12 protein-coding genes and 1 tRNA gene are annotated in these 12,932 nt (G+C 68.7%); 8 read left to right on the top strand and 5 right to left on the bottom strand.

Going from position 1 to position 12,932, the window contains the following annotated elements:
- Positions 1 to 11 precede the first annotated feature (11 nt).
- Entirely contained in the window at positions 12 to 806 is a 795-nt protein-coding gene (locus B0920_RS07820; protein WP_078031968.1) for a hypothetical protein, read from the bottom strand.
- A gap of 173 nt (positions 807 to 979) precedes the next feature.
- On the opposite strand from B0920_RS07820, the gene B0920_RS07825 reads away from it, so the two are divergent.
- The 6 genes from B0920_RS07825 (at position 980) to paoC (ending at position 8,307) form a co-directional block, all read left to right on the top strand.
- Positions 980 to 1,066, top strand: a tRNA-Leu gene (locus B0920_RS07825).
- 614 nt (positions 1,067 to 1,680) lie between these two features.
- Positions 1,681 to 2,529, top strand: coding sequence for a universal stress protein (locus B0920_RS07830; RefSeq protein ID WP_078031969.1), 849 nt, complete (start codon positions 1,681 to 1,683; stop codon positions 2,527 to 2,529).
- Between the two features lies 1 nt (position 2,530).
- Positions 2,531 to 4,300 (top strand): alpha/beta hydrolase, encoded by a 1,770-nt coding sequence (locus B0920_RS07835; protein ID WP_078031970.1) that lies wholly within the window; start codon positions 2,531 to 2,533, stop codon positions 4,298 to 4,300.
- Positions 4,301 to 4,513: 213 nt separating this feature from the next.
- The gene (gene paoA, locus B0920_RS07840; protein WP_078031971.1) at positions 4,514 to 5,152 is read left to right on the top strand and encodes an aldehyde dehydrogenase iron-sulfur subunit PaoA; all 639 of its coding nucleotides are present in this window, start codon (positions 4,514 to 4,516) and stop codon (positions 5,150 to 5,152) included.
- On the top strand, positions 5,149 to 6,102 hold the full coding sequence (locus tag B0920_RS07845; RefSeq protein WP_078031972.1) for a xanthine dehydrogenase family protein subunit M: 954 nt from the start codon (positions 5,149 to 5,151) through the stop codon (positions 6,100 to 6,102). The genes paoA and B0920_RS07845 overlap by 4 nt, the downstream gene beginning before the upstream one ends.
- Before the next feature lie 3 nt (positions 6,103 to 6,105).
- The gene (gene paoC, locus B0920_RS07850) at positions 6,106 to 8,307 is read left to right on the top strand and encodes an aldehyde oxidoreductase molybdenum-binding subunit PaoC (RefSeq protein ID WP_078031973.1); all 2,202 of its coding nucleotides are present in this window, start codon (positions 6,106 to 6,108) and stop codon (positions 8,305 to 8,307) included.
- A gap of 15 nt (positions 8,308 to 8,322) precedes the next feature.
- On the opposite strand, the gene B0920_RS07855 is transcribed toward paoC, so the two are convergent.
- Positions 8,323 to 9,285 carry a GGDEF domain-containing protein gene (locus tag B0920_RS07855; protein WP_078031974.1) on the bottom strand — a complete coding sequence of 321 codons (963 nt, stop codon included), beginning with the start codon at positions 9,283 to 9,285 and terminating at the stop codon, positions 8,323 to 8,325.
- A gap of 136 nt (positions 9,286 to 9,421) precedes the next feature.
- On the opposite strand from B0920_RS07855, the gene B0920_RS07860 reads away from it, so the two are divergent.
- Positions 9,422 to 9,943 (top strand): hypothetical protein, encoded by a 522-nt coding sequence (locus tag B0920_RS07860; RefSeq protein WP_078031975.1) that lies wholly within the window; start codon positions 9,422 to 9,424, stop codon positions 9,941 to 9,943.
- A gap of 12 nt (positions 9,944 to 9,955) precedes the next feature.
- On the opposite strand, the gene B0920_RS07865 is transcribed toward B0920_RS07860, so the two are convergent.
- Both B0920_RS07865 and B0920_RS07870 read right to left on the bottom strand, forming a co-directional pair.
- Complete coding sequence (locus tag B0920_RS07865; protein ID WP_078031976.1) at positions 9,956 to 10,165, bottom strand: hypothetical protein; 210 nt, start codon at positions 10,163 to 10,165, stop codon at positions 9,956 to 9,958.
- Between the two features lie 9 nt (positions 10,166 to 10,174).
- Positions 10,175 to 10,558 carry a hypothetical protein gene (locus B0920_RS07870; RefSeq protein ID WP_078031977.1) on the bottom strand — a complete coding sequence of 128 codons (384 nt, stop codon included), beginning with the start codon at positions 10,556 to 10,558 and terminating at the stop codon, positions 10,175 to 10,177.
- 135 nt (positions 10,559 to 10,693) lie between these two features.
- On the opposite strand from B0920_RS07870, the gene B0920_RS07875 reads away from it, so the two are divergent.
- A complete protein-coding gene (locus B0920_RS07875) occupies positions 10,694 to 11,377 on the top strand; it encodes an SOS response-associated peptidase (RefSeq protein WP_078031978.1) in 684 nt (227 codons plus the stop codon).
- A 100-nt stretch (positions 11,378 to 11,477) separates the two neighbouring features.
- On the opposite strand, the gene B0920_RS07880 is transcribed toward B0920_RS07875, so the two are convergent.
- The gene (locus B0920_RS07880; RefSeq protein ID WP_143745676.1) at positions 11,478 to 12,890 is read right to left on the bottom strand and encodes a choice-of-anchor Q domain-containing protein; all 1,413 of its coding nucleotides are present in this window, start codon (positions 12,888 to 12,890) and stop codon (positions 11,478 to 11,480) included.
- Positions 12,891 to 12,932: the final 42 nt, after the last annotated feature.

A 12,932-nucleotide genomic window follows, 5' to 3' on the forward strand; every position in this document is an offset into this window, starting at 1 on the left:
GTGGGATGGGGTCAGGCGTCCTGGGCGCCGCTCGCGGCCAGGCGCTGCTTCAGCACTTCGTTTTCGGTGAGCAAGCTCGCCACCCGGTCCTTGAGCGCGGCCACCTGGGCCCGCAGGGCCGTGACTTCGTCGACACCCTCCTCCGGCGGCGGCGCTTCCTTGCGCGGGCGGCTGGCCATCTTCTGCTCGCGCACCTGGCGCGCGGCCTGCTGCAATTCCTTGCGCCCGCCCGCCACCGCGGCGATCTGCACGGATTCGGGCAGCTGGGCGACGTTGGCGGCGGCGTTGATCGAGATCGTGCCCTGGCGCACCGCTTCGCGCAGTTGGGGCGTGGCGGTCTTCTGGATGCGTTCGATCTGGCTGATGGTGTTGCTCGACACGCGGGCCGCGCGTGCGACCTCTTCGCGCGTGTTCCAGGGCGGAGAGCCGTCGTCGGCCGGGGCGTTCTTGTCGCCCTCCTCCACCGCCGGCGCGTCGGTCTTGCGGGCGGCCACGATCTCCTTCTTGCGCAGCGCCAGAACGCCGCGCTGGAAATCGGACACGCTGCGGCGCGCCAGGTGGTTGTCGATCATCCACAGCATGACGTCCTCCAGCGACTTGAAGCTCTGGTTCTGGACGGTGCGGAATTCGATGCCGTGCTTGCGGCAGATCTCGTAGCGGTTATGGCCGTCGATCAGGACGTCGCCCCACAGCACCAGGGCGTCACGGCAGCCCTCGGCCAGCAGGCTGCGTTCCAGGGCGGCGTATTCGATGTCGGTCAGGGGGTCGACGAAGGATCGCAGTTCGTCGTTGATCGTGATGTTCAAATGGGGTCCTCGTGCTTCGGTGGTGCTCCCAGGCACCGCCGTGCATGCTACACCATCCTTGCTTCCCTTCCAAAGTTTCGGCAGAGCTTGTCCATACATCCCCGCTTTGCGAAGACCGAAAGCTTGTCAAAACGACCCGACCGAAGATTGCCTGTGCTAGAATGCGGCCCGCCGCCCGGATGGTGAAACTGGTAGACACCGGGGACTTAAAATCCCCTGCCAGAAATGGCGTGCCGGTTCGATTCCGGCTCCGGGCACCACCTCATGCTAATGCTGACAAGTCTCAGCATCATCTGTCTACATTGTTCGCTATATCCCAGTAGTTTGTATTCCTATACAAATTGACTTGGGAACCGGTCACTACCGGCAACACTACCGCAGCTTTGCGCTCCCTAAGGCCTGCCATCAGCGTTTTTTGCCCCGCTCGCCCTATCTGCGCCGCTTGACGCCTTATCTCCTTGAAACAGCGCCTCTGCCCCTTAAGCACGCCGGGCAAAAAAAGGCCGCTGCCAGTCGAAGCCGACAGCGGCTGAATCCTCAGCCATGCTGAGATGGAGACACAAAGAGAACCGACCACTCGCGCCGGTACGTTTCCAACATGGGGCTGGGGAAGCACTGCACAAGGGCAGAATCTGGTAATCCATGCCCCGTCAGCATGTAAGTCTCGTCGGACATTGCATGGGAAATTCTCGCGACTTTTCCCCTCCATCTCAGCAAATATCCGCATGCTCTTTGATCTAAATCAAACGGTCTCCTGACACAGATCAGACAAAGGAATAAATTAAGAGTAAGGGCGATCCAAGCAAGATCGGGTCCCCGCCGGCTTCCTCGACCGGCCCCGCCGGTCCGCTCACTGACACGAAAGGGAACGACCATGTACAAGACCATCGTGGTGCACGTCGACGGCAGCGAAGAGCAGGAGGCCCGGCTGCGCGCCGCCGCGCGCCTGGCGGCGGACTTCGGAGCCCACCTCGTCGGCAGCGCCTCCACCGGCATTTCCTGGATCGACTACGCGCTGCTGACCGGCTCGATGGGAGCGCCGATGATGCCGGAATCCGATTTCAACGGCGTGCGCGAAACCGTGCAGGAGCGCCTGCGCCAGTTCGAGGCCGCGCTCGAACGCCTGGGGGTGGAGTCGCGCGAGACCCGCATGATCGAGGACGACGTGCGCTACGCCCTGCTGCTCGAAAGCCGCTACGCCGACCTGGTCGTGGTCAGCCGCGACGCCGAATCGGTGCCCGTGCCCGGCCTGCCGGCCCGGGTGCGCGGCCTGCCCGAATACGTCGCCCTGCACGGCGCCCGTCCGGTGCTGGTGATCCCGCCCGCCTGGCCCGACCAGCCCTTCACCCGCAACGCCGTGGTCGGCTGGGACGGCAGCGTGCAGGCGATCCGCGCGCTGACCGGCGCCCTGCCCCTGCTGGCCCAGGCCGCCTCGGTCAAGCTGGTGCTGGTCAATCCCGACACCATGGCCGACCTGCATGGCGAAGAACCGGGCGCCGACATGGCCCTGCACCTGGCCCGCCACGGCCTGAAGGTCGAGGTGGTGCTGGAGCGCACCCGCGAGAGCACCGGCGACGCCCTGCTGCGCCTGGCCCGCGAGCACGACGCCTGCCTCATGGTCACCGGGGCTTTCGGCCACAGCCGCTACCGCGAGCTGGTGCTGGGCGGCGTCACCCGCGCCCTGCTGGCGCGCTGTCCCGTCCCGCTCCTGACCGCGCACTGACATGGCGCCCGACACCCGTCTCGACACGGCCGCCGCGCCCAAGCTGGAAGGCAGTTCCTGGCAGGGCGTGCGGCCGCGCTACCCCGAGGCCGAGGTCGGGCACGCCTGGGCCGACCTGGCGCTGTCAGCCTGGCTCGGTCGCCTCACCGGCAATATCTCGCCGGCGGCGCTGGGCGCCGCCTGGTTCGACTGGGCTTGCCACCTGATGCTCTCGCCCGACAAGCAGGCCGAACTGCTGACCCAGGGGCTGTCGAACGTCCAGCGCTGGCTGGTCTATGCGAGCGGCTCGAACCCCGACCTGGTGCGGCCGCTGGCCCAGGACAAGCGCTTTTCCGAGCCGCCCTGGCAGCAATGGCCCTGGCACCAGCTGAGCCAGGGCTTCCTGCTCAACCAGCAGTGGTGGCACCGGGCCACCGCCGGGGTGCGCGGGATGTCGCCCCACCACGCCGACGTGGTCACCTTCGTCGCCCGCCAGTTGCTCGACTGCGTGGCGCCTTCGAATTTCGTCAGCACCAATCCCGTGGTCCTGCACGCCTGCTTCGAGAGCGGCGGCATGAACCTGCTCAACGGCTTCCTGCGCGCAGCGCGCGACACGCGCGAGGCCCTGTCCGGCCAGCGCCGTCCTCCCACCTACCGGCCCGGGCGCGAAGTCGCGGTCACGCCGGGCAAGGTGGTCATGTCGAACGGCCTGATCGAACTGCTGCGCTACGACCCCGTCACGCCCACCGTGCACGCGGTCCCGCTCCTGATCGTGCCGGCCTGGATCATGAAGTACTACATCCTCGACCTCTCGCCCCACAATTCGCTGGTGCGCTACCTGGTCGAGCACGGGCATACCGTCTACATGGTGTCCTGGAAGAATCCCCAGGCCGGCGACCGGGAACTTTCCATGGAGGACTACCGGCGCCTGGGCGTGATGGCCGCCATCGACGCCGTGAGCGAGCAGACCGGGGCCGAGCACATCAATGCAGCCGGCTATTGCCTCGGCGGCACCCTGCTCGCGATCGCCGCCGCGGCGATGGCGCGCGACCACGACCGGCGCCTGTCCAGCATGACCCTGCTGGCGGCCCAGGTCGACTTCACCGAACCGGGCGAGCTCTCGCTCTTCATCGACGACAGCCAGGTCGCCTTCCTCGAGGCCAGCATGTGGCAGCAGGGCTACCTCGACACCCGCCAGATGGCCGGCGCCTTCCAGTTGCTGCGCTCGAACGACCTGATCTGGTCGCGCCGCCTGCGCCACTACCTGCTCGACCTGCCGGACCGCGAGAACGACCTGATGTCCTGGAACGCCGACGCCACCCGCATGCCCTACCGCATGCATTCCGAGTACCTGCACAAGCTATTCCTGCGCAACAGCCTGGCCAGCGCGCGCTACCTGGTCGGCGGCCGGCCGGTGGCCCTGACCGACATCTCGGCCCCCATCTTCGCGGTGGGCACCCTGACCGACCACGTGGCGCCCTGGCGCTCGGTCTACAAGATCATTCCGTTGAGCGACACCGAGGTCACCTTCGCCCTCACCTCCGGCGGCCACAATGCGGGCGTGGTCTCGCCGCCCGGCACCGAACACCGCAGCTACCAGATGAGCGTGCACGCCCACGCCGACCCCTATATCGATCCGGGGCGCTGGCAGGCGGACACCGAGCAGGTCGAAGGCAGCTGGTGGCCGGCCTGGGAAGCCTGGCTGGCGCGCCATGCCGGCGGGCAGGTGGACCCGCCGCCGCCCATGCCGGACGCGCCGCCCGCGCCCGGCCGCTACGTCCTCCAGCCCTAGCGCACCCGCGCCCCGAAGGCGCCGCCGGCCGCCTCCACCAGGGCGGGCCGCTCTTCCTTATTCCATAGAAAAGTTGCCGTATCCAACCGTGCATACCTCACGGGCACGGCTGACTTAGAATCATTTTGATAAGGTTTTCCAGCCTCTCGCCCTCGCGGCGCCTCCCTGCCGACCGTCGCGAGATTCCACCACCTTTGCCAAGGATTCGGGAGCATGCACCACTTACACTATGTAAAACTCAGCCGCCGCAAGCTGCTGCTGGCCGGCGCGGCATCGGCCTCCAGCGCGGCCCTGCCGGCCGCCGCCGCCCAGGCCGCCCTCCCCTCGGAACGCACACCGGTCAGCGCCGCCGTCAGCATGAAGGTCAACGGCAAGCCGGTCACCCTCCAGCTCGACACCCGCACCTCGCTGCTGGACGCGCTACGCGAGCACCTGCGCCTGACCGGCACCAAGAAGGGCTGCGACCAGGGCCAGTGCGGCGCCTGCACCGTCATCGTCGACGGACGGCGCATCAATTCCTGCCTGAGCCTGGCCGTGATGCACGAAGGCGCCGAGATCACCACCATCGAAGGCCTGGGCAGCGCCGAGCGCATGCACCCGATGCAGGCCGCATTCGTCAAGCACGACGGCTACCAGTGCGGCTACTGTACCCCCGGGCAGATCTGTTCGGCGGTCGCGGTGCTGGACGAGATCCGCCAGGGCCTGCCCAGCCACGTCAGCGCCGACCTCAACGCCCGGCCCCTGCTGTCGGCCGAGGAGATCCGCGAACGCATGAGCGGCAACATCTGCCGCTGCGGCGCCTATTCGAACATCCTGGATGCGATCGGCGAAGTCGCGGGGGTGAAAGCATGAAGGCCTTCACCTACCAGCGCGCGGCCAGCGCCGGCGAAGCCGCCGCCGCGGCCGCCAAGACCCCGAACGCCCGCTTCATCGCCGGCGGCACCAACCTGCTCGACCTGATGAAGCTCGAGATCGAGACCCCGGCCCACCTGATCGACGTCAACGGCCTGGGCCTGGACAAGATCGAAGCCACGCCCGACGGCGGCCTGCGCGTGGGCGCCCTGGTGCGCAACACCGACCTGGCGGCCGACGCCCGCGTGCGGCGCGACTATGCGGTGCTCTCGCGCGCCCTGCTGGCGGGCGCTTCCGGCCAGCTGCGCAACAAGGCGACCACCGCCGGCAACCTGCTGCAGCGCACCCGCTGCTACTACTTCTACGACACCAACATGCCCTGCAACAAGCGCCAGCCCGGCAGCGGCTGCGGCGCCCTGCAGGGCTTCAGCCGCCACCACGCTATCGTCGGCGCCAGCGAGGCCTGCATCGCCACCCACCCGAGCGACATGGCGGTGGCCATGCGGGTGCTCGACGCCGAGGTCGAGACCGTGCGCGCCGACGGCAAGACCCGCGTCATCCCGATCGCCGACTTCCACCGCCTGCCCGGGACCACGCCCCACATCGAGCACGTGCTCGAGCCGGGCGAGCTGATCACCTCGGTCAAGCTGCCCAAGCCGCTGGGCGGCGTGCAGGTCTACCGCAAGGTGCGCGACCGCTCCTCCTACGCCTTCGCCCTGGTGGCGGTGGCCGCCGTGATCCAGCCGGACGGTAGCGGCCGCGTGGCCCTGGGCGGCGTCGCCCACAAGCCCTGGCGCGTCGAAGCCGCCGAAGCGCGCATGTCCGCCGGCGCCGCCGCCGTCTCCGACCTGCTGCTGGCCGGCGCCCGCACCACCGAGCACAACGCGTTCAAGGTGCCGCTGGTCCAGCGCACCCTCGCCTCCGTGCTGCTCGAAACGAAGAAAGCCTGAGCCATGAAATTCACGACTCCTGCCACCACCAATCCGATCGACCAGGGCAAGGTCGTCGGCCGCCCGCTGGACCGCATCGACGGTCCGCTCAAGTGCACCGGCGCCGCGCCCTACGCCTACGAACGCCACGACGTCGTGGCCAATCCCGCGGTCGGCTACATCGTCGCCTCCAGCATTCCCAAGGGCCGCATCCAGTCCATCGACACCGCGGCCGCGCGCCGCGCCCCGGGCGTGATCGCGGTCGTCACCGCGGCCAGCGCCGGCAAGCTCGCCAAGGGCAAGTTCAACACCGCCCACCTGCTGGGCGGGCCCGAGATCGAGCACTACCACCAGGCCGTCGCGGTGGTGGTCGCCGAGACCTTCGAGCAGGCGCGGGCCGCCGCCTCGCTGGTCAAGGTGCGCTACCAGAGCCAGCCCGGCCGCTACAGCCTGGCCAAGGCCAAGGACGGCGCCGCACATCCCAAGAAGGAGGAGAAGCCCGAGACCAAGGTGGGCGACTTCGCGCGCGCCTTCGAGCAGGCCCCGGTGCGCCTGGACGCCACCTACACCACGCCCGACCAGTCGCACTGCATGATGGAGCCGCATGCGACCCTGGCCATGTGGGAAGGCAAAAAGCTGACTGTCTACACCTCCAACCAGATGATCGACTGGGGCCGCAAGGACCTGGCGCGCACCCTGGGCATCCCGCCCGCGGACGTGCGCCTGGTCTCGCCCTTCATCGGCGGCGGCTTCGGCGGCAAGCTGTTCGTGCGCGCCGAGGCGCTGTGCGCGGCCCTGGGCGCGCGCGCGGCCAAGCGTCCGGTCAAGGTGGCGCTGCCGCGCGCCCTGATCCCCAACAACACCACCCACCGCCCGGCCACCATCCAGCGCATCCGCATCGGCGCCGGGCGCGACGGCAAGATCACCGCCATCGCCCACGAGAGCTGGTCGGGCGACCTGCCCGACGGCCAGCCCGAGACCGCCGTCCAGCAGACCCGCCTGCTGTACGCCGGCGCCAACCGCTACACCGCGCTGCGCCTGGCCACCCTCGACCTGCCCGAAGGGAACGCGATGCGCGCCCCGGGCGAGGCGCCGGGCATGATGGCGCTCGAGATCGCGATCGACGAGATGGCCGAAAAGCTGGGCATGGACCCGGTCGCCTTTCGCATCCTGAACGACACCAAGGTCGACCCGGAAAAGCCGAGCCGGCCATTTTCCGAGCGGCGCCTGGTCGAATGCCTGCGCCAGGGGGCCGAGCGCTTCGGCTGGAGCAAGCGCAACCCCAAGCCGGGCCAGGTGCGCGACGGCCGCTGGCTGGTCGGCATGGGCGTGGCCGCGGCCTTCCGCAACAACCTGGTGATGAAGTCGGGGGCGCGCGTGCGCCTCGAGCCTTCCGGCAATGTCGTCGTCGAGACCGACATGACCGACATCGGCACCGGCACCTATACCATCATCGCCCAGACCGCGGCCGAGATGATGGGCGTGCCGATCGAGCGCGTCACGGTGCGCCTGGGCGACTCGCGCTTTCCGGTCTCGGCCGGATCGGGCGGCCAGTGGGGCGGCAACAGCTCCACCGCCGGCGTCTACGCCGCCTGCGTCAAGCTGCGCGAAGCCGTGGCGGCGCGCCTGGGCGTGGCGGCCGACGGCATCGAATTCGCCGACGGCGCGGTGCGCGCGGGCGGACGCACGGTGCCGCTGGCCCAGGTCGGCGGCGGCCAGGAGCTGGTGGGCGAAGACACCATCGAATACGGCGACCTCGACAAGAAGTACCAGCAGTCGACCTTCGGCGGCCATTTCGTCGAGGTCGGCGTGGACGCGGCCACCGGCGAAACCCGGGTGCGGCGCATGCTGGCGGTGTGCTCGGCCGGCCGCATCCTGAACCCGAAGTCGGCGCGCAGCCAGGTGATCGGGGCCATGACTATGGGGGTGGGGGCGGCGCTGATGGAGGAACTGGTGGTGGACGAGCGCCACGGCTTCTTCGTCAACCACGACCTGGCCAGCTACGAAGTGCCGGTGCACGCCGACATTCCGCACCAGGACGTGGTCTTCCTCGAAGAGACCGACCCGATGTCCTCGCCCATGAAGGCCAAGGGCGTGGGCGAACTGGGCATCTGCGGGGTGGCCGCGGCGGTGGCCAACGCCATCTACAACGCCACGGGGGTGCGGGTGCGTGAGTACCCGATCACGCTCGACAAGCTGATCGCGAAGATGCCGATCAGCGTCTGAGCGGGAGCGGGCGTTTCACACCGGGTCGCCGTCCGCCACCACCCGGTTGCGCCCGCCGCGCTTGGCCGCGTACAAGGCCTTGTCGGCGGCCTCGATCAGGGCCGCCGGCTGGTTCAGGCGCTCGCGGTCGATGCTGGCCACCCCGATGCTGAGCGTGACGCGCGGATGCGCGGCGCCTGGCGCATGCGCCAGTTCCAGCCCCGCCACGTGCTCGCGGATCGCATCGGCATGGGCGCGCGCCTGCTCGAGCGAGGTGTCGGGCAGGATGGCCGCGAATTCCTCGCCACCGTAACGCGCCGCCACGTCCGCCGGGCGCTTGAGCATGGACGCCAGCGCCTGGGCCACCGTGGTCAGGCAGGCGTCGCCCTGCTGGTGGCCGAAGTGGTCGTTGTACGCCTTGAAGGAATCGATGTCGACCAGCAGCAGCGACAGCTCGCCGCCGGCGCGCAGCGCGCGCCGCAGTTCGCGGTCCAGGGCCACGTCGAAGTGGCGGCGGTTGGCGATGCCGGTCAGGCCGTCCACATAGGAGCGGGCGCGCAGCGATTCCGCATGGTCCAGCAGGCGCCGCTCGCGCACCGCCGAGCCGCTCACGTCGCGGATCTGGATCATGCAATAGCGCTCGCCGTCTTCGCTGAAGGGCGTCACCGTCACCGCCTGTTCGATCAGGGCGCCATCGAAGCTGCCCGCCTCGCGCAGGGGAAAGGGCGTGCGTTCCTGGGTCTGGGACAGGCTGGCGGCCTGGCCCTCGCCCAGCGCCGCCAGCACGGCGCCTTCCACCCGGGTGCCGGACAGGCCTGGGAAGACGTCGAGCAGCAGCTGGCCCTGGACCCGCGCGGCCGAGCGGCCCGAGCGCGGCACCATCCAGCCGTTCCAGAAGGTGATGGCCAGGCTGGCGTCGACCACGATCAGGCCGCAGTCGACCAGGTTGAGGACCCGCAGCAGCAGTCCGGCATCGGTATCAGGCTTGGTATTGAGCACGAATAGTTAACGAACAGGAATTAATCCGAGGGATGATACCGGAAATTCCCGCCGCTGCGCAGGCCGCCATGCGGCGCACGGTGGGCACATGGCGCCTGTGGTATGGTTGGCACAAGTACAAGTCATCCAGGACTCCATGAGCCCAGACAATATCGTTCCTTTCGAACGGCGCGCCCCGCCCTCCCCGCCGCCGGACTTCGATCCGGTCCACGCCTTGCGCACCTGCCGCTCACTGATGCAGGCGCTCGGGCAGTACGAGCTGACCGAGGTCGCCTACGAAGCCTGCATCACCATGTTGATGATCAACCTGCACGACCTGCTCCAGGCCGCGCGCACGCTCGGCAAGCCGCTGGTGTTCGACGAGCACATCGACGCCGGCGAGGACGCGGCCAACATCACGGAACTGGTGGCCCGCTGCCGCAACGCGGCCTGCCACGTGTGGGTGCGGCCGGCGACCTTGCCGGCCAGCGCCTACCGCTTCCGGCGCGTGCGCGGGGGCGCCCCGGCGACGCCGCAGGCGGGCGACGGATACCCGGCATGCGCGTTCGAGGACGACGTGGCGCTCTATTACGGCCGCTACCGGCTGTACCTGAAGCGCCACGTGCGGCGCGCGATCGAGGAACTGGCGCCGCTGTTCGCCCCGGCCTCGCCGGCCTGAGCGGCGGCGCCCTCAGGGGGCGCTGTGGAACATCTGCCAGGCCAGGGCCAGGCACACGACGCCGACGAAGAACAGCAGGCCGTAGACGAACCAGCGCATGGAATTGGCCAGTCCGCCGACGGCGCGGTTGGCTTGCTCGTTGAGCTTGCCGCGCCGGCGCGCCCCGTTCATCAGGAGGTAGATGAAGACGAAGCTGCTGGCGAGAATCAGGAAAACCTTCATGCGGGTGAATCAGGTGCGCGCCGCCACCAGGGCCAGCGCCACCAGGGCCAGCAGGCCGGACACGCCGCTCGCCACGCTCAGCCACAACATGCGCGAGCGCACCGCGTCGAGCTTGGCGATCAGCTGGGCGTTCTGGTCGGCCAGGTTGGCGATGAGCTCGGAGGCCGCGAGCATCTGCCCGCGCAGTTCGCCGACCGTGGCCTCGTTCTTGTCGATGCGGGTCATGATGACGTCGAACACGTCGTCCTCGGGCGGCAGGTCGTGCACGCTCGGCCCCATGTCCGGCCCCGGGGCGGCGCCGGACCGGCGCGCCACCGTGTCCCACAGGCGGCGTGCGCCCGTCGCCACCTGGGGCGCCGCATGCAGCACCTCGCTCCAGGGAACCGTCTTCAATACTTTCCACCATCCTGCCGCCATGCCTGCTCCTCGTTATGGTTCTCCCCCTGAGCATACCATCGCCGGCCGGGGCGGCCAAACGGCGCGCGCGGGCGTGCGCGGCGGCCCGGGGGCGTGGGGTACCATGGGGCCATGTGTGGACGATTTGACCAGAGCCAGACGGCGCGCAACTACGCCAACGCCTTCGGCTGGACGGACGCCGTGTTCGACAGCGAATCCGAGCCGGCCTATAACGTCGCGCCCGGCACCTACCGGCCGGTGATGCACGTCCAGGACGGCGAACGCCGGGTCGACGACGTGTTCTGGAGCTACCAGGCGCGGTGGGCCCAGGGCAAGGTGCCGGTGTGCATCAATGCGCGCATGGAAAAGCTCACCAACCGGTATTGGCGCGCCCTGCTCAAGAAGGGGCGCGGCGTGGTGGCGGCCGAGGGCTGGTACGAATGGACCGGAGAAAAAGGCCACAAGCAGCCCTGGCACATCCACCGCAAGGACGGCAAACCCATCTACATGCTGGCCCTGGCCAACTTCGGCGGCTTCGAGCAGAACCGCGCCGAGGCCGGGTTCGTCCTGATCACCGACGACGCGTCCGGCGGCATGCTCGACATCCACGACCGCCGTCCGGTGGTGCTGGACGCCGCCGACGCCGCGCTCTGGCTCGATCCGGCGCTCTCGCCCGAGGAGGCGGCCGAACTGGCGCGCCGCGCGGCCCTGCCGCCCGAGGCCTTCGCATGGCACATGGTCAGCACGGCGGTGAACCGGGCCAGTGCGGACGGACCGCAGATCGTCGCCCCGGTGCCGGAACCGGACCGCCAATGAAAAATGCCGGGACAGGTCAGTACGACCGGTCCCGGCATGGGGGGAAAGCGCGGAGCGGGTCGGCTGCGAAGCCCTCCCGTCCGCGCCGTGCTGGGGGTGCTTAACGCTGGTAGGCGCCCAGGTCCAGGCCAGCGCTCGCGTTGCGCGCCTTGCCGTCGATGTCGGTCGCCGGCGCATAGGTGGCGATGCCGCGGCCGATCGCCGGCGAGCTTGCGCTCAGGCGATAGTCCGGGGTCGCCGCCGTGCGCGAGTAAGCGGCGAACAGCGGGTTCGAGCTGATCGTGTTGGTATGGCTCAGGCCATTACGCAGCTGGAAGTTGTAGGTCTTGTTCTGGAACACCAGGTTGTTGCGGTAGGTGTTCGACGCGCCGGTCTTGCCCTGCTCCGAAATGCCGTAGGTGTTGTCGTACACGATGTTGTTGTGGACGTGAACATTGTTCGCGCCGGCGGAGGTGAAGTAGTAATCGCCACCGCCCACGATGATGCCGAACACCGAGGAAGTCACCGTGTTGTTGATGATCTTCACGTCGTTCGCGTCATGCCACAGGTGGATCGCGGCCGAGCCCACGCGGTAGACGATGTTGTTCACGATCGTGCCCGAGGTGCTGACATAGATGCCCTGCACATAGGTGCAGCCGGCCGGGCCGATGTCGTGCACCACGTTGCCGATCACGTCGCCCTTGACGCCCTTGTAATAGCTGTCCACGCCGATCGCCGAACCACCCGCGCTGTTGCACGGGATGGTGGTGGCCAGGTGGTGCACGCGGTTGGCCTGGATCACGTTGTAGGAGCCGCGGGTATAGATGCCGTGGACCCACTTGGTGCCGCTGCCCAGCTTGCTGCCATCGACGTCGAAGCCGATGATGCTCACGTAGTGGCCACGGTTATCCCAGGCGCTGTTGTTGCTCGAGCTGGCCGGCGGCACGATCCTGGCGCCCCACTTGGTGGTCGAGACCCAGTAGATGCGGGCCGCGGCGGTGCCGTTGGCGGTGGTCTTGAAACCGCCCGCATAGGTGCCCGGAGCGACCCAGACCGTGGTGCCTGCCTTGGTCGCGGCCTTGGCGGCGCGCGCCAGGGTCTTGAACGGGGCGGCCTTGGTGCCGGCGGCGGTGTCCGAGCCGGTCGGCGAAACGTAGAAATTGTTCGGCGTGGCCGGAATCGCCGGCAAGCCGCCGGCGCCGGGCGTCGGCGTCACGCCACCCTGGCGCTGCTGGTATTCGGCGCTGGACTTGATCTGGCTTTCCAATTGGCCGGCGCTGACGCCGCTGGCCAGGGCCTGCGACCAGAATTGCAGGCCGGCGGCGTCCGGTTCGCGGCCCAGCATGCCCAGGTAGAGCTGGCGAACCTGTTCCTGGGCGGCCGTCAGCGCGGAAGCGGCTGGAGCGACGGTGGCGACGGTGGCCGCATGGGCCGGGGTGGCGACCTGGAAGGCGCCCGCCAGCATCATTGCGGCGCATGCCGACAGCTTCAGCGTGGTCTTGACATTATTCGTAAAAACGGCGGTTTGTTTCATCTGTGTTTTCCTGTATTCCGGCGAACCGGGTGCCCTCGGTAA

The sequence above is a fragment of the Massilia sp. KIM genome (genome assembly GCF_002007115.1).
Lineage (GTDB): Bacteria > Pseudomonadota > Gammaproteobacteria > Burkholderiales > Burkholderiaceae_D > Telluria.